The organism is Nocardioides sp., assembly GCF_036405735.1.
Taxonomy (GTDB): domain Bacteria; phylum Actinomycetota; class Actinomycetes; order Propionibacteriales; family Nocardioidaceae; genus Nocardioides.
In genome coordinates this window covers 90,865-110,033 of the sequence record NZ_DASWXC010000058.1, presented here as the reverse complement: position 1 = coordinate 110,033, position 19,169 = coordinate 90,865, and the positions used below count along the sequence as shown (strand labels likewise).

General features: G+C 71.5%; 18 protein-coding genes and 1 tRNA gene. 10 read left to right on the top strand and 9 right to left on the bottom strand.

Going from position 1 to position 19,169, the window contains the following annotated elements; all coding sequences use genetic code 11:
* Position 1: 1 nt before the first annotated feature.
* Positions 2 to 1,663 (bottom strand): phosphoglucomutase (alpha-D-glucose-1,6-bisphosphate-dependent), encoded by a 1,662-nt coding sequence (pgm, locus tag VGE38_RS09440; protein WP_331142283.1) that lies wholly within the window; start codon positions 1,661 to 1,663, stop codon positions 2 to 4.
* Between the two features lie 29 nt (positions 1,664 to 1,692).
* On the opposite strand from pgm, the gene VGE38_RS09435 reads away from it, so the two are divergent.
* Together VGE38_RS09435 and VGE38_RS09430 are read left to right on the top strand one after the other, a co-directional pair.
* Complete coding sequence (locus tag VGE38_RS09435) at positions 1,693 to 2,487, top strand: crotonase/enoyl-CoA hydratase family protein (protein WP_331142282.1); 795 nt, start codon at positions 1,693 to 1,695, stop codon at positions 2,485 to 2,487.
* Between the two features lie 10 nt (positions 2,488 to 2,497).
* Complete coding sequence (locus VGE38_RS09430; protein ID WP_331142281.1) at positions 2,498 to 2,971, top strand: MSMEG_6728 family protein; 474 nt, start codon at positions 2,498 to 2,500, stop codon at positions 2,969 to 2,971.
* On the opposite strand, the gene VGE38_RS09425 is transcribed toward VGE38_RS09430, so the two are convergent.
* From VGE38_RS09425 to VGE38_RS09410, 4 genes are all read right to left on the bottom strand, one after another.
* Positions 2,962 to 3,885 carry an oxidoreductase gene (locus VGE38_RS09425; RefSeq protein WP_331142280.1) on the bottom strand — a complete coding sequence of 308 codons (924 nt, stop codon included), beginning with the start codon at positions 3,883 to 3,885 and terminating at the stop codon, positions 2,962 to 2,964. The two genes, VGE38_RS09430 and VGE38_RS09425, sit on opposite strands and share 10 nt — an antisense overlap.
* Before the next feature lie 42 nt (positions 3,886 to 3,927).
* Positions 3,928 to 4,197 carry a DUF6458 family protein gene (locus VGE38_RS09420; protein WP_331142279.1) on the bottom strand — a complete coding sequence of 90 codons (270 nt, stop codon included), beginning with the start codon at positions 4,195 to 4,197 and terminating at the stop codon, positions 3,928 to 3,930.
* Between the two features lie 85 nt (positions 4,198 to 4,282).
* Entirely contained in the window at positions 4,283 to 5,353 is a 1,071-nt protein-coding gene (locus VGE38_RS09415) for a family 43 glycosylhydrolase (RefSeq protein WP_331142278.1), read from the bottom strand.
* A 195-nt stretch (positions 5,354 to 5,548) separates the two neighbouring features.
* Complete coding sequence (locus VGE38_RS09410; protein WP_331142277.1) at positions 5,549 to 7,417, bottom strand: acyl-CoA dehydrogenase; 1,869 nt, start codon at positions 7,415 to 7,417, stop codon at positions 5,549 to 5,551.
* Positions 7,418 to 7,612: 195 nt separating this feature from the next.
* Between VGE38_RS09410 and VGE38_RS09405 the strand changes: the two genes are divergently transcribed.
* A complete protein-coding gene (locus VGE38_RS09405; RefSeq protein ID WP_331142276.1) occupies positions 7,613 to 8,923 on the top strand; it encodes an HNH endonuclease in 1,311 nt (436 codons plus the stop codon).
* Here the strand turns inward: VGE38_RS09405 and VGE38_RS09400 are convergent.
* The 3 genes from VGE38_RS09400 to VGE38_RS09390 all read right to left on the bottom strand — a co-directional run bounded on the left by VGE38_RS09400 (position 8,920) and on the right by VGE38_RS09390 (position 10,507).
* Positions 8,920 to 9,552: a DUF2461 domain-containing protein gene (locus VGE38_RS09400; RefSeq protein ID WP_331142275.1), complete on the bottom strand. Its 633-nt coding sequence runs from the start codon at positions 9,550 to 9,552 to the stop codon at positions 8,920 to 8,922. The two genes, VGE38_RS09405 and VGE38_RS09400, sit on opposite strands and share 4 nt — an antisense overlap.
* Before the next feature lie 62 nt (positions 9,553 to 9,614).
* Positions 9,615 to 9,687: transfer RNA gene (locus VGE38_RS09395), tRNA-Gly, on the bottom strand.
* A gap of 31 nt (positions 9,688 to 9,718) precedes the next feature.
* On the bottom strand, positions 9,719 to 10,507 hold the full coding sequence (locus VGE38_RS09390; RefSeq protein ID WP_331142274.1) for an SGNH/GDSL hydrolase family protein: 789 nt from the start codon (positions 10,505 to 10,507) through the stop codon (positions 9,719 to 9,721).
* A gap of 78 nt (positions 10,508 to 10,585) precedes the next feature.
* On the opposite strand from VGE38_RS09390, the gene dcd reads away from it, so the two are divergent.
* Positions 10,586 to 11,161, top strand: coding sequence for a dCTP deaminase (dcd, locus tag VGE38_RS09385; protein WP_331142273.1), 576 nt, complete (start codon positions 10,586 to 10,588; stop codon positions 11,159 to 11,161).
* A gap of 104 nt (positions 11,162 to 11,265) precedes the next feature.
* Here dcd and VGE38_RS09380 read toward each other — a convergent pair whose 3' ends face one another.
* Positions 11,266 to 12,231, bottom strand: a complete 966-nt coding sequence (locus VGE38_RS09380) for a putative endonuclease domain-containing protein (protein ID WP_331142272.1) — start codon at positions 12,229 to 12,231, stop codon at positions 11,266 to 11,268.
* A 282-nt stretch (positions 12,232 to 12,513) separates the two neighbouring features.
* Here VGE38_RS09380 and VGE38_RS09375 point away from each other — a divergent pair, with 282 nt between their 5' ends.
* Genes VGE38_RS09375 through VGE38_RS09350 form a run of 6 tightly spaced genes read left to right on the top strand, consistent with a single transcriptional unit; the run spans position 12,514 to position 19,168 of the window.
* Positions 12,514 to 13,563 (top strand): iron-siderophore ABC transporter substrate-binding protein, encoded by a 1,050-nt coding sequence (locus VGE38_RS09375; protein WP_331142271.1) that lies wholly within the window; start codon positions 12,514 to 12,516, stop codon positions 13,561 to 13,563.
* A gap of 50 nt (positions 13,564 to 13,613) precedes the next feature.
* Positions 13,614 to 14,606, top strand: a complete 993-nt coding sequence (locus VGE38_RS09370) for a FecCD family ABC transporter permease (RefSeq protein WP_331142270.1) — start codon at positions 13,614 to 13,616, stop codon at positions 14,604 to 14,606.
* The gene (locus VGE38_RS09365) at positions 14,603 to 15,640 is read left to right on the top strand and encodes a FecCD family ABC transporter permease (RefSeq protein ID WP_331142269.1); all 1,038 of its coding nucleotides are present in this window, start codon (positions 14,603 to 14,605) and stop codon (positions 15,638 to 15,640) included. Before VGE38_RS09370 ends, VGE38_RS09365 begins: the two co-directional genes overlap by 4 nt.
* A complete protein-coding gene (locus tag VGE38_RS09360) occupies positions 15,637 to 16,476 on the top strand; it encodes an ABC transporter ATP-binding protein (protein WP_331142268.1) in 840 nt (279 codons plus the stop codon). Before VGE38_RS09365 ends, VGE38_RS09360 begins: the two co-directional genes overlap by 4 nt.
* On the top strand, positions 16,473 to 17,387 hold the full coding sequence (locus VGE38_RS09355) for a siderophore-interacting protein (protein ID WP_331142267.1): 915 nt from the start codon (positions 16,473 to 16,475) through the stop codon (positions 17,385 to 17,387). Before VGE38_RS09360 ends, VGE38_RS09355 begins: the two co-directional genes overlap by 4 nt.
* 41 nt (positions 17,388 to 17,428) lie before the next feature.
* Positions 17,429 to 19,168: a sodium:solute symporter family protein gene (locus tag VGE38_RS09350; protein ID WP_331142266.1), complete on the top strand. Its 1,740-nt coding sequence runs from the start codon at positions 17,429 to 17,431 to the stop codon at positions 19,166 to 19,168.
* The last annotated feature ends 1 nt before the right edge of the window (position 19,169 follow it).

Sequence of the window (19,169 nt, the reverse complement as noted above, 5' to 3'; positions counted from 1 at the left end):
CTCAGGCCAGGGCCGCCGACACGACGGCCCTGGCCTCCTCCTGCACCTGGGCGAGGTGCTCGGTGCCGCGGAAGGACTCGGCGTAGATCTTGTAGACGTCCTCGGTGCCCGACGGCCGGGCGGCGAACCACGCCGACTCCGTCGTGACCTTGAGCCCGCCGATCGCGGCGCCGTTGCCGGGTGCCTCGGTGAGCTTGGCGGTGATCTCCTCGCCGGCCAGCGTCGTGGCGCCGACGGCGTCGGGGGACAGGGCGGCGAGCGCCGCCTTCTGCTCGCGGGTGGCGGGCGCGTCGATGCGCTCGTACGCCGGCTCGCCGTGCTGCTCCACGAGCGCGGCGTAGTGCTGCGACGGTGACGTCCCGGTCGCCGCGAGCATCTCGGAGGCGAGCAGGCAGAGGATCAGGCCGTCCTTGTCGGTGGTCCACGGCCGGCCGTCTCGACGCAGGAAGGACGCACCGGCCGACTCCTCGCCGCCGAAGCCGAACGACCCGTCGAGGAGCCCCGGCACGAACCACTTGAAGCCCACCGGGACCTCGACCAGCGGCTTGCCCGTGCCGCCGTCCAGCGACGCGGCGACCCGGTCGATCATCGAGGAGGAGACCAGCGTCTTGCCGATCCGCGCGGTGTCCGGCCAGTCCGGGCGGGCGCCGCCGAAGAGGTAGCCGATGGCCACCGCCAGGAAGTGGTTGGGGTTCATCAGGCCGGCGTCGGGAGTCACGATGCCGTGCCGGTCGGCGTCGGCGTCGTTGCCGGTGGCGATGTCGTAGTCCGCCCGCCGGTCGATGAGGGACGCCATCGCGTGGGGCGAGGAGCAGTCCATCCGGATCTTGGCGTCCCAGTCCAGCGTCATGAACCGCCAGGTCGGGTCGACCTCGGGGTTCACCACGGTCAGGTCGAGCCGGTGCTGCTCGGCGATCCGCGCCCAGTAGTGCACCGACGCCCCGCCGAGCGGGTCGGCGCCGATCCGGACGCCGGCCTCACGGATCCGGTCCAGGTCCACGACGCTCGGCAGGTCGTCCACGTAGGCGCCGAGGAAGTCATACGTTCCGGCTGCCCGGACAGCCGCCTCGTACGACGTCCGCTTCACGTCCCGCAGCCCGCCGCGGATCAGCTCGTTCGCCCGTGCCGCGATCGCGGAGGTCGCGTCGCTGTCGGCCGGCCCGCCGTGGGGCGGGTTGTACTTGAAGCCGCCGTCGGCGGGCGGGTTGTGCGACGGCGTGATGACGATCCCGTCGGCCAGGCCGGACCTCCCGCTGGTCGAGCCCGTCGAGACCCCGCGGTTCGCCGTCAGGATCGCGTGGGAGACCGCCGGCGTCGGCTGGAAGCCCTCCTGGGTCAGCACCGTGACGTCGTTGGCGACGAGCACCTCCAGCGCCGAGGCGAACGCCGGCTCCGAGAGCGCGTGGGTGTCCTTGCCGAGGAACAGGGGGCCGTCGTACCCCTGCTCGCGGCGGTAGTCGCAGATCGCCTGCGTGATCGCGAGGATGTGGGTCTCGTTGAACGCCGTCCGCAGCGACGAGCCGCGGTGGCCCGAGGTCCCGAACGCGACCTGCTGGTCGGGGTCCTCGGGATCGGGCACGCCGGTGAAGTAGGCCGTCACCAGACGCGGCACGTCGACCAGGTCGGCCGGGGTGGCGGGGGTTCCAGCGCGCGGGTCAGCCATGGTCACATCCTGCCAATACCCTTTCTCCCATGTCTCTTGTCACCTGCACCGTCACCGACGGGATCGCCCAGGTCCGGCTCAGCCGCCCCGAGAAGCTCAACGCGCTGACCCTCGACCTGCTGCGCGAGCTGGTCGACACCGCACGTGCGCTGCGCAAGGACAAGACGCTGCGCGCCGTGGTCGTCGCCGGCGACGGTGAGGCGTTCTGCGCCGGGCTCGACTTCGGGTCCGTGCTGAAGAACCCCCGACGCATCGCCGCCGCGTTCGTGCCGTCGGCGCGCCGGGGCACCAACCTGTTCCAGGAGGCGTGCTGGGCCTGGCGCCGGGTCCCGGTGCCGGTCATCGCCGCCGTCCACGGTCACTGCCTCGGCGGGGGCGTGCAGATCGCGCTGGCGGCCGACTTCCGGTTCGCGACGCCGGACTCCACCTGGTCGGTGCTCGAGGGCAAGTGGGGGATCATCCCGGACATGTCGGGGATCCAGTCGCTCTCCGAGCTGGTCGGCATCGACCAGGCCAAGCGGCTCACGATGACCGCGGAGATGATCACGGGCAAGGAGGCCCGCGAGCTGGGGCTGGTCACCGAGCTGGACCCCGATCCGGTCGCCGCCGCCACCGCCTTCGCCGGCCGGCTCAGTGAGAGGTCGCCGGACGCGCTCGCGGCCGCCAAGCGGCTCTTCGACCGCACCTGGCAGCGCTCCCCACGGCGCACCTTCGCCCGGGAGCGCGCGGAGCAGCTGCGGCTCCTCTTCGGCGCCAACGCCAAGATCGCCCGCGAGGCCGCGATGCGCCGCACCGCGGCGGAGTACCGGCCGCGCCAGCGGTAACCGGCAGGGCGTGCAGACCTTCCTGCCGTACGCCGACTTCGACCGCACCATGGCGGTGCTGGACCGCCGCCGACTCGGCAAGCAGCGCGTCGAGTGCATCCAGATCGTCCGTGGGCTGACGGTGCCCGACTACGCCTGGCGTCGCCACCCGGCGGTGCGCATGTGGGCCGGCTGGCTGGAGGCGCTCGGCGCCTATGCGTTCGCCTCGACAAGCGCGTGGACGGCGGCCGGGCACGCCGACACCTGCGCCGACACGATCGCCGCGGATCTGGCCGCGGCCGGCGTGATGCGGGTGCGCACCCAGGCCGAGCTGGCGGCGGCCGGTGAGCTGCCCGCGTGGCTCGGCGACGAGGACTTCCACCGCAGCCACCAGTCGTCGTTGCTGCGCAAGGACCCCGCGCACTACGGACCGCTGTTCCCCGGCGTGCCCGACGACCTGCCCTACGTGTGGCCGCCGGGGCGGGGCGACACCGCTCAGGGGTAGCGCAGGCCGGTGACCGACTCCGACAGCTCCCACAGCCGCCGGGCGGTCTCCGGGTCCCGCGCCAGCCGACGGCCGGCCACGACGGTGGCGGGACCGGTGAGCTCGAACCGGCCGGCCGGGCCGGTGAACGTGCCGCCGGGCAGGTCGGCGCAGGCCGCCATCAGCGTCGGCCACGCGCCCGCGGCGGGCGACTGGCTGACGGTCCGGGTGACCAGCTGGCCGAGCGTCGAGCGACCCGGCAGGCGGCTCAGCGGCCCGTTCGCGACCAGGTGGGTGCTCGCGATCCCGGGATGGGCGGCGAGCGCCTTCACGGGCAGCTCCGCCGCGCGCAGCCGCCGCTCGAGCTCGACGGTGAAGAGCAGGTTGGCGAGCTTGCTCTGGCCGTAGACCTGCCAGGCGGCGTACCTCCCGCTCTCCTGGCGCGGGTCGTCGAGCGGCGCCGAGCGGGCGTACTTGTGCATCAGTGACGAGACGGTCACCACGCGGCCGTCCTCGCTGGCGGCCAGCTGCGGGAGCAGCAGGCCGGTCAGCAGGAACGGCCCGAAGTGGTTGGTGGCCAGCTGGAGCTCCAGGCCGTCGCCGGTCCGGGCGTACGGCGGCGCCATGATGCCGGCGTTGTTGACGAGCAGGTCGAGAGGGCCGAAGCCGCCGGCCGTGGCGGCCGCCTCCCGCACCGAGGTCAGCGACGTCAGGTCGAGCTTGACGAGCTCGACGGCCGCGGTCGGATGGAGCTCACGCAGTGCGGCGCGAGCCTCGGCCAGCCGCTCAGGGGAACGGCCGGCCAGCACCACACGGGCACCGCGACGGGCCAGCTCCGCGGCGGTGTGGAACCCCAGCCCGCCGACGGTCGGTCCGGTGACCAGTGCGGTGCGTCCGGACTGGTCGGTCATGTCGGCGGGGGTCCAGGTGTCCACGGATCTCAGGGTAGGGACCGCCCGCCGACGGGTGCCGACCGGTCAGCGCAGGCCGGGGTCGGTGTCGTGGTAGTCGCGCTCCACGGTGGTCCGGCCGCCGTCGACGCGGCGCTCGACGTAGGTGTCGCTGGTGTGGCGGCGCTGGCGGTTCAGCACGAGCGCGAGCACCAGGGAGAGGATGCCGGCGGCGAGCAGGATCCAGCCCAGCGTCTCGCTCGCGATGTTGTCGGCCATGGCCTGCGGCAGCTCGACGGCGCCGGTCAGGAGGATCAGGCCGAGCACGAGCAGCACGATGCCGATTCCGATGCCCATGGGAACTCCTTCTCTCGCGGTGCGCTGGTGCGCACCTGTGGAGGACCGGTAGCCGAGGGCGACGGTGGCGAAACGCTGAGGCTCCTCAGCCCCGCCGGGGCCGGATGAACCGGTCCACCTTCACGACATGCCGCTTGGTGAAGGTCAGGTGTGCGCCGTACAGCGCGCGGACCGGCGTGCGGTAGGCCTCCTTGCCGTCCCAGTTGTGGAACGGCTCCAGGCACGGCCGGGGGCTGCCGTTGCAGGTCCACCCGTGGAAGTAGAGCTTCACGTCGCGGCCGTCGACCAGCACGTCGGCGCCGCCGGGCCCGCACACGCCGCGGGTGGTGGTGGAGTCCAGCAGCACGCGCTGCACGCGTCGGCTCCAGTCCCAGATGTTCTTCGAGCGCCGCCACACCGTGGCGTAGCTGCAGCGCGTGTAGTCGCCCGCGGACATGAACGCGTAGACCCACTTGCCCCGCCGGACCATGACGGGGTTCTCGAGCACTCCGGCGGACCCGAACAGGGCCCTGCTGCGCGGGCCGAAGGGCTGCAGGCCACCGCGCTTGAGGCGGAGGATCCGGATCGAGGACGGCTTCCCGTCGGTCTTGTAGAGCAGGAACACCCGGCCGCGGTCGAGGAAGATCGAGGGATCGATGGCGCCGATGGTCGGGTACGTCGGCGTGGTCATGCCCGGCTCGAGGACCGGGTCCCATGCGGGCGGCGCCTTGGCGGCCGGCGGGCACACCAGCGGCCGGTCCCCGACCGGGCGGAACTGGCCGGTGCTGATGCGCGCGGTCGCCACGCCGATGCAGCGGCTGGTCGAGGTCATGCCATAGACCGGGGCCGAGTAGTAGAGCACCCAGGTGCGGCCCAGCCGCACCAGGTCGGCGGCCCAGATCTCCCCCTTGGGACGCGCCCAGCTGGGTCGGGCGGCGAGCGCCGGGGCGGTGGCGTGCCAGCGACGGCCGTTCTTCGACACCATCCGGATCACCTGCGGACCGGTCGCGATGGCGACGTACTGCTGCTTCTTGGTCTTCACGACGCTCGGGTCGCCGATCGCCTGGCTGAACTCCAGCGGCGGGACGGCGGCGAGGGCGGAGGGGACGGTGAAGCCCAGCACGGCGGTCAGGAGCAGGAGCAGGCGCCGGCCACGAGCCGGTCGGGGGAGGGGCATGCGGGAGCCTTCGCAGGTCGGCAGCGGGACGGAGCGATGGCGGGAGGCTAACCCGGCGTCGCGCCCCGGTCCGGCATATCGGCGAGCTCGTCCCGAAGTGCCCACGGTGCGGAAAAGCGAACGTGAGAAACGACCGCGGCCCGCCCGGCTGGTGCCGGACGGGCCGCGGTCGTGTCGCTGGTCGCGACCCTCGGCTCAGAAGGCCGACTCGTCGATCTCCATGAGGGAGAGGTCGACGGCCTCGGCGATGGCGCGCTCGGCGCTCACCTTCGGCAGGTTGTACGCCGCGAAGAACTTCGCCGCGGCGACCTTGCCCTCGTAGAAGGCCTTGTCCTTGCCCGGGTCGGTGGCGAGCTTCTCCAGCGCGACCTCCGCACCGCGCAGCAGCAGCCAGGCGCAGACCACGTCGCCGAGCACCATGAGCAGCCGGGTGGTGTTCTGGGCGACCTTGTAGATGTTCGTGATGTTGCCCGTCTCCGACGAGGGGTCGGAGGAGAGCAGGTCGTTGAACATGTGGCCGACGATGGCCTCGGCGTCGGTCAGCGCGGTCGCGAGCAGGGCGCGGCTCTCCTTGAGCTCCGCGTTGCCGTCGGCCTCGAGGAAGCCCTTGATCTCCGTCGCCAGGTGGCCCAGGGCGACGCCCTGGTTCTTCACGATCTTGCGGAAGAAGAAGTCCTGGCCCTGGATCGCGGTGGTGCCCTCGTAGAGCGTGTCGATCTTCGCGTCGCGGACGTACTGCTCGATGGGGTACTCCTGCAGGAAGCCGGAGCCGCCGAAGGTTTGCAGCGACTCCGTGCCGAGGATCGTCCAGGAGCGCTCGGAGCCGTAGCCCTTCACGATCGGGAGCAGCAGGTCGTTGACCGCCTCGGCGAGCTTGTTCTCCTCGCCGGAGTGCTTGGCCAGCTCGACGTCGTCCTGCCACGAGGTGGTGTAGAGCACCAGCGAGCGCATCGCCTCGGCGAAGGACTTCTGCACCATGAGGGAGCGGCGTACGTCGGGGTGGTGGGTGATCGTGACGCGCGGCGCGTCCTTGGCCGGGTCCGTGAGGTCGGCGCCCTGGACGCGGGACTTGGCGAACTCCAGCGCGTTCAGGTAACCGGTCGAGAGGGTGGCGATGGCCTTGGTGCCGACCATCATGCGGGCGTTCTCGATGACGTCGAACATCTGGCGGATGCCGTCGTGGACCTCGCCCAGCAGCCAGCCCTTGGCCGGCTCGCCGCCACCGACCTGCGGGTCGCCGAAGGTGACCTCGCAGGTGTTGGACACCTTGATGCCCATCTTGTGCTCGACGTTGGTGACGTAGACGCCGTTGCGCTCACCGGTGAGCTCGCCGGTCTGGTGGTCGAAGTGGTGCTTCGGGACCAGGAAGAGCGAGAGGCCCTTGGTACCCGGGCCGCCGACGCCCTCGACACCGCGCGGACGCGCGAGCACGAGGTGCATGATGTTCTCCTGCAGGTCCGACTCGGCGCTGGTGATGAAGCGCTTGACGCCGGAGATGTTCCAGGAGCCGTCCTCGTTGGGGGTGGCGAAGGTCTTGCCCGCGCCCACGTCGGAGCCGGCGTCGGGCTCGGTGAGGACCATGGTGGCGCCCCACAGTCGCTCGACCATGATCTCGGCGATGCGCTTGTCGCGGTCGGTGCCGTTCTCGAAGACCACCTTCGCGAAGAACGGGCCGGCGGCGTACATCCAGATCGGGGCGTTGGCACCGAGGATCAGCTCCGCGGTCGACCACACCAGCGACGGCGGCGCCTGGGTGCCACCGATCTCGTGGTGGGTGGACAGGCTCCAGAAGCCCGACTCCATCCAGGTGTCGTAGCTCTTCTTGAACGCGGCCGGCACGGGCGCGGTGTTGGTCGCCGGGTCGAAGACCGGCGGGTTGCGGTCGCTGTCGACGAACGACTCCGCCAGGTCCTCACGGGAGATCCGCTCGATCTCGGCGAGGATCTCCTTCGCGGTGTCGACGTCGAGCTCGGCGAACGGTCCGGTGCCGAGGATCTTGTCGCGACCCAGCACCTCGAAGAGGTTGAACTCGATGTCGCGCAGGTTGCTCTTGTAGTGGCTCACTTCTCCACCGCTTCCTAAGGAGATGGTCCGGTGCGGCCCCGGCGGCGCCGATGGCGCCGCACGCGTACTGGTAGGTACTACTGGCCAGTAACTTGAAGTGTAGGCGGGGGTGCTCGCAGCAGCAAGCGGGGGGCGATCACCGGTCGTGCAGCCAACGTCCGCGGACTGTCGGTGGTCGTGTCTAGCGTGCTGACCATGCAGAGCACGCCGGCCATCCTGACCGCGGACGAGGTCCGCGGCTGGAGGCTGCGTGCGGCCGACGCGCCGGTGGTGAGCGACGACGCCGCGCGCATCGACGAGATCCACGAGATCGAGGTGCTCAAGGCGGCCCTGGAAGCCCGGCAGGCGCGGCTGGCAGCGGCGTTCGACGAGTCCCAGCGCTCCGTGGCTGCCGAACGCGGAGCGCCGGCATCCCAGCAGGGGAAGGGCGTGGCCGAGCAGGTCGCGCTCGCCCGCCGGGTCTCCCCGCACCGCGGCCGCATCCTGCTGGGGCTGGCCAAGGCGGTGCTGGCCGAGATGCCGTGGACCGCCCGGGCGTGGACCGAAGGGCGGATCACCGAGCGCCGCGCCCTCGTGCTGGCGCGAGAGACCGCCTGCCTCACTCGGGACGACCGGTCTCGCGTCGACGCCGAGCTGGCCTTGGACGCCGCCCAGCTCGAGGCGATGTCCGACCGGCGCGTGGAGGCAGAGGCCCGCGCGATGGCGGCCCGACTGGATGCGGCCAGCGTCGCCGAGCGACGGCGTCGCGCCGAGGCCGATCGGTTCGTGTCGATCCGCCCGGCGCCCGACACGATGGTCTACCTCACCGCGCTGCTCCCGGTCGCGCAGGGCGTGGCGGCGTACGCCGCGCTGAGCCGCACCGCCGACGCGACTGCGGCCGCGGGTGATCCTCGCGGCCGGGGCCAGCTGATGGCCGACACGCTGGTCCGGCGGTTGACTGGTGCCGCCACCGATGCGGAGGATCGTCCGATCGTGCCGGTGGCGATCAACCTGGTGATGAGCGACCAGACGCTGCTGGGGTCGTCCGATGACCCGGTCGAGCTGGAGGACCACGGCTCCATCCCCGCCGATCTCGCGCGCGAGCTGGTGGCGGACGCGCTCGACGCGCGGAGCAAGGTCTGGCTGCGGCGGCTCTACGCCCACCCCCTCTCGGGGCGGCTGGTCGCGATGGACTCCGACCGACGGCTCTTCCCGCGCCAGCTCGGGCAGTTCCTGAGGCTGCGAGACCGGTTCTGCCGCAGCCCCTGGTGCAACGCACGGATCCGGCACCGAGACCACGTCCACCCGGCGGCAGACGGCGGTGAGACCAGCGCCAGCAACGGCCAGGGGCTCTGCGAGGCCTGCAACCAGACGAAGACGCTGCCTGGCTGGTCGGCCCTCGCCTGTGACGACTCAGGCGGAACCCACACCGTCGTGCTCACCACGCCCACGGGCCATCGCTACCGATCGAAGGCACCGCCGGCACCGGGCTCCGGGATCCGGCTGGACCTCCGGTTCGCGTCCTAGACCGCCAGTCGCTCCCGGCACCACTCGACGACCGGCCGGATCGTGCGCCAGTCGTCCCGCACCAGCTCGAGCAGCTCGGCGGTGTGGATGACCGGCTCGAAGCCGATCAGGTGGCCGACGGTGAGCGACCGGTGTCGGAGCAGGTCGATGCGGGGATGCGTGGCGTCGTACCCGCGCGGGCTGGTCTTGAGGCGGTCGCCGCCGACGTCGAAGCCGGCCTCGCGCGCCTCGTCGAGCAGCCGCTCCAACTCCGGTCCGAACCGGTCGTGCGCGACGGCGGCGCGGAAGGCGGCAAGTCGTGCGGGGGAGGCGTCGTAGAAGCCGCCGCCGGTCCGCACCCCGCGGGGCGAGAGCTCGAGGTAGAAGCCGGTGGCGTCGGCGACCCGGACGAACGCGCCCTGGTGGGTCTTGTACGGCGTCTTGTCCTTGCTGAACCGGACGTCGCGGTAGGGCCGGAAGATCTTGGCCGTCCCGAACTCCGGCTCGAGCGCGGCGGTCAGCGCCTTTATCGGCGCCAGGACGGATTCGTCGTAGACGTGCTTGTGCTTCTCCCAGAACGACTTGGTGTTGTCGACCTCGAGGTCGTCGTAGAAGTCCAGCGCCGCCACAGGGAAGCCCTCGAAGCTCATGTGGGCCATCCTCCCAAATGGCGGAGGCCCGGATCCGCTCGGATCCGGGCCTCCATCGACGGAGCGGACGACGAGGCTCGAACTCGCGACATTCAGCTTGGGAAGCTGACGCTCTACCAACTGAGCTACGTCCGCATGCTGGCGAACCAGCGGGACGGATGTTACCTCACGCCCCCTTCGGAGGCGCAGCCCAGTCGAGCGGCGAGGTCGGCGCGGCCCAGCGCGGTGCGAGGCCGTCGCCCGAGGAACGGCCGGTCACGCGGCGGTGCACCCACGGGCCGAGGTGCTCGCGCACCCACTGTGCGTTCGCGGCGCGCTGCTCGCGCGGCGTGAGGACGGGATAGGTGGTCGGCCGCGGCGTCGGCAGATCGTGCTCCACGCCGAGCCGCTCGAGCACCTTGACCGCCATCAGCTCGTGTCCGGGGGTGCACATGTGCAGCCGGTCGATGTCCCAGTAGCCCGGGTCGTCGTACTCCGCCATCCGCCAGTAGTCGACGATCGTGGCGCCGTGGCGGTCCGCGATCTCGCGCACGAGCTCGTTGTAGTAGGCGAACCGCCCGCGCAGCGGCTTGTAGAACGCCGACGTGCGGGCGCCGAAGGCGGTCCACACGAGCACCGTCGCGCCGGTCGCGGTCAGCCGCGCCACCGCGCCGTCGTACGCCTCGAGCAGCGTGTCGATGTCGACCCGGGGCCGGAGGATGTCGTTGCCGCCGCCGTAGATCGTGACGAGGTCGGGCTCGAGCGCGATCGCCGGCTCCACCTGCTCGGCGATGATCTGCGGCAGCTTGCGGCCACGGATCGCGAGATTGGCGTAGCGGAAGTCGGGCTGGCGGGTGGCGAGCACCTCGGCCACCCGGTCCGCCCAGCCCCGGACGCCGTTGGGGCGGCTCGGATCGGGGTCGCCGACGCCCTCGGTGAAGGAGTCCCCGAGTGCGACGTACCTGCGGAAGTCCATGCCGGCATTCTCCGCCCGGTCTCGCGCGGCTCGGCCAACGGGGGTCCTGCGGCCGGCTCCGTCGGTAGGGTGACCCCCGTGCTGCTGAGCGACCGCGACATCCTGGCCGAGATCGAGTCCGGCCGGATCGCCCTGGACCCCTGGGAGCCTCAGATGCTCCAGCCGTCGTCGATCGACGTGCGGCTCGACCGCTTCTTCCGGGTCTTCGACAACCACAAGTACGCCGCCATCGACCCCGCGGCCGACCAGAGCGACCTGACGCGGATGGTGGAGACCGACGGCGACGAGCCGTTCATCCTGCACCCCGGTGAGTTCGTGCTCGGCTCGACGTACGAGACCGTCTCCCTGCCCGACGACATCGCCGCGCGCGTCGAGGGCAAGTCGTCGCTGGGCCGGCTCGGCCTGCTGACCCATGCCACCGCCGGCTTCGTCGACCCCGGCTTCGCCGGCCACGTCACACTCGAGCTCGCGAACGTCGCGACGCTGCCGATCCGGCTCTACCCCGGCATGAAGATCGGGCAGTTCTGCTTCTTCCGGCTCACCTCGCCGGCCGAGCACCCGTACGGCTCGGAGCGGTACGGCTCCCGCTACCAGGGTCAGCGCGGCCCCACCGCCTCCCGGAGCTTCCAGAACTTCCACCGCACGTCGATCTGACGGGTTCGGCGGGTCCGCGGAATCCCCGGTGAACCGGGGATTCCGCGACTTCGGGGGCGTTGCAACGCCCCCGAAGTCGGAGAACTGCCCCCGAAGTACGGGCCTCAGGCGCCCGCTCGGCGTTCGGCCGCGACATCGGCGAAGAGCTGACGGAGCATGGCGGCGACCCGCTCGGGGTGCTCTAGGTCCTGCCAGGTGATGCGCAGACAGCGCCAGCCGGTGAGGCGCGCGATGTCGGACTCGCGCCGCTTCTCGCGCAGGACGGCGTCGGTCACGGTCTCCCCCGGACGCAGGTGCTTGAGGTACTTCTCCTTGCCGTCGAACTCCAGCCAGACACCCAGCTCCGGCCAGGCGAAGTCGAGCCGCGCCACGAGCCGCCCATCGCGGTCACGCACCTCGTGCTGAGGCACCGGCGTCGGGAGCCGCTGTTTCCAGAGCAGGTACGACGTGCGCGCCTCGGCCACCGACTCGATCCGGGGGTCGGCCAGGGAGAGGACGAGCCCGGCGGTCAGCGTGTTCGGCCAGTGTTCGATGCCGGCGGCGTACCGCTTCTTCAGTTGCGCCACCGTGGTGTCTCCCCGGTGTAGGAAGAAGTCGACGACGGCGAGTGCCACCTCGACGGTGGCGACGGTGATCACCTCCAGGCAGGCCCGGGAGGCGGAGGAGTGTCGGATGCCGTGGGTGGTGACGACGTCGCCGTCGGTGAACTTGGCGCAGTGCTGACGCACTCCCGCCTCGCGTCGGCCGGCCTTGCCGTCCTCGCGGGTGAGGTGGACCTCGCTCAGGTCGAGTCCCCACATCGCGGCGTCGAGGAACGGCAGCGCGGACACGTGCGTGAGCACCGCCCTCGTGCGTGCCTGTTGGTAGGCCGCCCGGGCGATGATCGCGTGGCGCACTCCCTCGTCGGCGGCGGCCCAGACCGTGCCGGCGACGTACGAGCCGCGCCGTGGTCGCTCCAGGGCGTGCGCCCTGAGGGCCGCGGCGATGCCGTGGTCGGTGTAGCCGTCCGCGATCAGCTGCTTGCGTGTCGTGATGGGAGTGAACCGGGGGTCATCTGGCGGGATCATCATGCGGTCCGCCTTCCCGCCGTACGCCGCACGAACCGAACGGATTCCTCAGCTGTGGACAAACCCTGCCCAGCTACCGAAGCGGGAGTTCCACTGGTCTCACTTCGCGGGCAGAACTGCGACTTCGGGGGCGTTGCAACGCCCCCGAAGTCGCGGAATCCCCGGTGAACCGGGGATTCCGCGGACGCCCCACAGCCACCAGGGTGACGGCACCACCTTGCCGAACAACCCGCTCCTATGGTTAGGCTTCCCTTAGTTAGTCTCGCCTAAGTGAAGGTTGGTCCCGTGCCTCGTCTCTCCCTCCGCACCGCAGCGGTCGCGCTGCTCGTCGGATCCCTCACGCTCGCCGGCTGCGGCAACGACGCCTCCGAGGCCGAGGACACCGGCAACGCGGGCAGCGGTGACCCAGCCTTCCCGGTGACCATCGAGCACGCGTACGGCGAGACGACCATCGAGGAGAAGCCGGAGCGCATCGCGACCGTCGCGTGGGCCAACCACGAGGTCCCGCTCGCCCTCGGTGTCGTCCCGGTCGGCATGAGCAAGGCGGCGTGGGGCGACGACGACAACGACGGCGTGCTGCCGTGGGTGGAGGAGAAGCTCGAGGAGCTCGGCGCGGACACCCCGGTGCTCTTCGACGAGGCCGACGGGGTCGACTTCGAGGCGGTCGCGGACACCCAGCCCGACGTCATCCTCGCGTCCTACTCCGGACTCACCCAGGAGGAGTACGACACCCTCAGCAAGATCGCCCCGGTCGTCGCCTACCCGGACGTCGCCTGGGCCACGTCGATGAACGACATGATCCGGATGAACAGCGAGGCGATCGGCCTCGCCGAGGAGGGCGAGGAGCTGATCGCCTCCCTCGAGGAGCAGACCACCGCGGCGCTCGAGCAGCACGCCGCCCTCGCGGACAAGAAGGTGCTGTTCTCCTACCTCGACCCGGCTGACCTGAGCAAGGTCGACTTCTACACGCTCAACGACACCCGCCCCGGCTTCCTGGTCGAGAACGGCCTCCCGGTGCCGAGCATCGTGGAGAAGACGTCGAAGGACAGCGAGGCGTTCTACGAGACGGTCAGCGCCGAGGAGGCGGAGTCGTTCGACGACGTCGACGTCTTCGTGACGTACGGCGCCGCGGACGGCTCGACCGTGAAGGCGCTCCAGGCCGACCCGCTGCTGTCGAAGATCCCAGCGATCAGGAGCGGCGCCGTGGCGGTGCTGGAGGAGTCGACCCCGCTGGCCGCCTCGGCCAACCCCTCACCGCTCTCCATCGGCTGGGGCATCGAGGACTACTTCGGCGTGCTCGCCGCCGCGGCGGAGAAGAGCCCGAGCGTCCAGTGACGCTCGTCCACCAGCTCGGGAGGTCGCCGCGCGCCGCCGCCACACGGCGTGTGGCGCCCTCCCGATCGGCCTGGCTCCTCGGGGCACTGGCCGTCACCGTGGCCGCCGCACTCGCGTCGGTCGCGTTCGGGGTGCGCATCGTCGGCTGGGCCGACATCGTCGACGGCCTCACGGGCAGCGAGGAGACGGTCTCCTCGGCCGCGGTCGCGAAGCGGATCCCGCGCACCCTCCTCGCGCTGGTCGCCGGCGCGGCGCTCGGTCTGGCCGGCGCCGTCATGCAGGGCGTCACCCGCAACCCGCTCGCCGACCCCGGCCTGCTCGGCATCACCCAGGGGGCGTCGCTGGCCGTGGTCAGCGGCATGGCGTTCTTCGGCCTGACCGCGCCGTCGTCGTACGTCTGGGTCGCGATCGCCGGCTCCGCGGCCGCCGCCGTCTTCGTCTGGGCGGTCGGCTCGCTGGGCCGCGGCGGAGCGACGCCGCTCAAGCTCGCGCTCGCGGGCGCCGCCACGGCCGCCGCGTGCACCTCCCTGGTCAGCGCGGTCCTGCTGCCCCGCATCGACGTGATGGACTCGTTCCGGTTCTGGCAGATCGGTGGCGTGGGCGGCGCCTCCTACGACCGGATCGGGCTGGTCGTCCCGTTCCTCGTGGTGGGCGCGCTCGTCTGCCTGGCCTCCGCCCGCGGCCTGAACTCCCTCGCCCTCGGCGACGACGTCGCGGCCGGGCTCGGCCAGCGGGTCGGCACCACCCGGCTGCTCGCCGCCGCGGGCGCGGTGACGCTGTGCGGTGCGGCGACGGCCGTCGCCGGCCCGATCGGCTTCGTCGGTCTCGTCGTCCCGCACCTGTGCCGGCTCCTGATCGGCGTGGACCATCGGTGGCTGCTCCCGGCCTCCGCGGTCACGGGCGCCGCGCTGCTGACGTCGGCCGACGTGATCGGCCGGGTCATCGCGCGGCCCAGCGAGGTCGACGTCGGCATCGTGACGGCCCTCATCGGCGCACCCTTCTTCATCTGGATCGTCCGCCGTACGAAGGTGCGTGCCCTGTGAGCGCCGTGCTGAGCCCCGAGGGCGTCGCGCACGGCCGCGCCCGGCGCGGCGTACGCCGGCGCGTCGTCCTCGCCGTGCTGGCGCTCGTCCTCGTCGGGGCGTACGCCGTCAGCCTGATGGTGGGTCAGACCTTCTACGGCCCCGGCGAGGTCGTCGACGTCATCCTCGGCGAGACCGTTCCGGGCGCGTCCTTCACCGTCGGCGAGCTGCGGCTGCCGCGCGCCAGCCTGGCCGTGCTCGCCGGGCTCGCCTTCGGCATGGCCGGCACGACGTTCCAGACCATGCTGCGCAACCCGCTGGCCTCGCCGGACATCATCGGCATCAGCACCGGGGCCAGCGCGGCGGCCGTGTTCGCCATCGTCACGCTGTCGCTGACCGAGACGGCGGTGTCGTTCCTGGCCATCGCCGCCGCGCTCGCGACCGCGCTGCTCATCTACACGCTGTCCTTCAAGGACGGCATCGTCGGCACCCGGCTGATCCTCATCGGCATCGGCGTCGACGCGATGCTCCACAGCGTCGTCGCCTACCTCATCGTCCAGGCCGCCGAGTGGGACCTGCAGGTCGCGATGCGCTGGCTGGCCGGCAGCGTCAACGGCGCCACGTGGGACGCCGTGACGCCCCTGGCGGTGGCGACGGTCGTCCTCGTGCCGCTGCTGCTCGGGTGGGGCCGCGACCTGGACCTGCTGCAGCTCGGCGACGACACCGCTGCCGCGCTCGGCGTACGCGTCGAGCGGACCCGCCTCGTCGTCATCGTGGCCGCCGTCGGGCTCCTCGCGTTCGCCACGGCCGCCACCGGCCCCATCGCGTTCGTGGCGTTCCTGGCCGGCCCGATCGCGGCGCGGCTGGTCGGGCCCGGAGGCTCGCTGCTGCTCCCGGCGGGGCTGGTCGGCGCCGTCCTCGTCCTGGTCGCCGACCTCGTGGGCCAGTTCGCCTTCGGCACCCGCTATCCGGTCGGCGTGGTCACCGGTGTCCTGGGCGCGCCGTACCTCGTCTACCTGCTGATCCGCACCAACCGCTCCGGAGGCTCGCTGTGACCGACGACCACCTGCTCCGCGCCGAGGCGGTCACCTTGGGGTACGGCGACCGCACGGTCGTCGAGGACCTCTCCGTGCTGATCCCGCCAGGTCGCATCACGGTCATCGTGGGTGCCAACGCCTGTGGCAAGTCGACCCTGCTGCGCTCGATGGCCCGGCTGCTGCAGCCGTCGGCCGGGCGGGTGCTGCTGGACGGCAAGGACCTGCACCGGCTGCCCACCAAGGCGGTCGCGCGCACGCTGGGCCTGCTGCCGCAGTCGCCGATCGCCCCCGAGGGGATCGCTGTCGCCGACCTCGTCGCGCGCGGCCGCCACCCCTACCAGCGGGTGCTGGGCCGCTGGACCGCCACCGACGACGCGGCGGTCGCCGCCGCCCTGGAGGCGACCGGAACCGCCGAGCTGGCCGACCGCTGTGTCGACGAGCTCTCCGGTGGCCAGCGGCAGCGGGTCTGGATCGCGATGGCGCTCGCACAGGAGACCGAGATCCTGCTGTTGGACGAGCCGACCACCTTCCTCGACGTCAGCCACCAGGTCGAGGTGCTCGACCTGCTCACCGACCTCAACCGCTCCCGCGGCACCACCGTGGTCATGGTGCTGCACGACCTCAACCTCGCCGCGAGGTACGCCGACCACCTGGTCGCCCTCAGCGCCGGCCGGGTGGTCGCCGAGGGGTCCCCGGGCGAAGTGGTGACCGAGTCGCTCGTCCAGGACGTGTTCGGGATGGAGTCGCGGGTCATCCCCGACCCCGTGTCCGGCACCCCGCTCGTGGTGCCGCTCGGGCGCCATCACGTCCCGCCCCGTCTCAGCTCCAGTCTCAGCAGCGAGGAATCCGCATGAACCCCGTCCTGGCCACCGTCAGCGTCGCCGCCGTCGAGCGGCTCTCGCCCTCCTACGTCCGGATCGAGCTGGCCGGTCCCGACCTCGCCGACTTCGGCGTCGACGGGCCGCTCTACGACCAGCGCATCAAGCTGCTCTTCCCGGGTCCGTCGGGGACGCTGCCGACGCTCGGCGCCGACTGGTGGGGCGACTTCATGGCGCTGCCGGAGGACGAGCGCGGCCATGTGCGCACCTACACGATCCGCGAGGTCCGCGGCACCGGCGCCGACACCCGGCTCGTCGTCGACTTCGTGCTCCACCCCGACGACCACGGCCCGGGCTCGAGCTGGGCCGGGCACGCCGCCGAGGGCGACCGGATCCTGGTGCTCTGCCCGCGGCGCGGCGAGCCGTTCGGCGGCATCGAGTTCGTTCCCGGCGACGCGGAGCGGGTGCTGCTGGTCGGCGACGAGACGGCAGTGCCCGCGGTCGCGGCGATCCTCTCCCACCTGCCCGCCGAGGCGCGGGGCGCGGCGTTCCTGGAGGTGCCGCACGCCGCCGACGTGCAGGATCTGATCGGGCCGGCCGGGGTCACCATGACCTGGCTGCCCCGCGAGGGGGTCGCGCTGGGCAAGCTCCTCCATGCCGCCGTACTCGAGCATGTCGGCGCCGACGTGCCGCCGCCCGTCGTCGCGGACGACGAGGTCGACCCGGACCTGTGGGAGACACCGGGCTGGTCCTCCTCCGGGGAGGAGGTCGCCCCCGCGCCCGCCGTACCGGACTGCGGCCCGCTCGCCGGCCTCTACGCCTGGATCGCCGGTGAGGCCAAGGTCGTGACCGGCCTGCGCAAGGTGCTCGTCTCCGAGCTCGGGATGGACCGGCGTCAGGTGTCGTTCATGGGGTACTGGCGCCGGGGCGTCGCCATGCGGAGCTGACCGCCGCGTTTCTCGGGGATGCCCGAGGGAACCGGTGCGTCATGCCGGAGACCGCGGGCGGCACGCTGATCGACACCGATGCCGTCGACTACCTCATCATCGCCATCTACTTCGTCGTCGTACTCGGCATCGGCTGGCTGGCCAGCCGCCGGGTCTCGGACTCGGTCGACTTCTTCCTCTCGGGCCGGGCGCTGCCGGCCTGGGTGACGGGACTGGCGTTCATCTCCGCCAACCTCGGCGCCGTCGAGATCATGGGGATGTCGGCCAACGGGGCGGAGTTCGGCATGCCGACCGTCCACTACTTCTGGGTCGGCGCCATCCCGGCGATGCTGTTCCTGGGCCTGGTGATGATGCCGTTCTACTACGGCTCGAAGGTCCGCTCGGTCCCGGAGTTCATGAAGCGCCGGTTCGGGACGGGCGCGCACCTGGTCAACGCGCTGTCGTTCGCGATCGCCCAGCTGCTCATCGCCGGCATCAACCTCTACCTGCTCGGCTCGATCGTGCACGCGCTGCTCGGGTGGCCGCTGTGGGTGGCGCTCATCGTGGCGGCCGCCATCGTGCTGTCCTACATCACGCTCGGCGGCCTCAAGGCGGCGATCTACAACGAGGTGCTGCAGTTCTTCGTCATCGTCGCCGCGCTCGCGCCGCTGACCCTGCTCGGGCTGCACCGGGTCGGCGGCTGGGACGGCCTGACCGACAAGATCACCGACGCCGCCGACGCCAACCCCGACCAGGTCGCGGCGGCCTCCGACCAGCTGAACTCCTGGCCCGGCGACGCGCTGACCGGCTTCGACTCCTCGCTGCTGTCCGTGATCGGCATCGTGTTCGGCCTGGGGTTCGTGCTCTCCTTCGGCTACTGGACCACCAACTTCGTGGAGGTCCAGCGGGCGATGGCGTCGGACTCGATCTCCTCGGCGCGCAAGACGCCGATCATCGGCGCGTTCCCGAAGATGTTCGTCCCCTTCATCACGATCCTCCCCGGCATGATCGCCGCGGTGCTCGTTACCGAGATCGCGGACGTCAAGGCGGGCGAGAGCGTCGCGGGCGGTGCCTCCGGCGAGGGCGTGGCGTTCAACGACGCCCTGCTGTACCTGATGCGCGACGTGCTGCCCAACGGCCTGCTCGGGCTGGCCATCACCGGCCTGCTGGCGGCCTTCATGGCCGGCATGGCGGCCAACGTCTCCGCCTTCAACACCGTGGTCTCCTACGACCTCGTCCAGGAGTACGTCGTCAAGGACCGCCCCGACGACTACTACCTGCGGCTGGGCCGGTGGGCGACGGTCGCGGCGACGGTGATCGCCATCTTCACCGCCGGCCTGGCGTCGAACTACTCGAACATCATGAACTACCTGCAGACCCTCTTCGGGTTCTTCAACGCCCCGCTGTTCGCGACGTTCATCCTCGGCATGTTCTGGAAGCGGATGACGCCGACCGCCGGCTGGGTCGGCCTGGTGAGCGGCACGCTGTCCGCCGTACTCGTGGCACTGCTGTCCGAGGACGCCTTCGGCAGCGCCTCGCTCGGTGTCCTGCCGCTCTCCGGCCAGGGCGCGTCGTTCGTCGCGGCGTCCACGGCATTCGTCGTCGACATCGTGCTCTCGGTCGTCGTCTCGCTCGTGACGGCCCCGAAGCCGCACGAACAGCTGGTCGGGCTGGTCTACTCCGAGACCCCGAGGGCCGATCTGGTCGACCCCGACGAGGCCGGCTACCCGTGGTACCGCCGTACCGTGCCGCTCGCGAGCGTGGCGCTGGTGATGGTCGTCGTCCTCAACATCATCTTCTGAG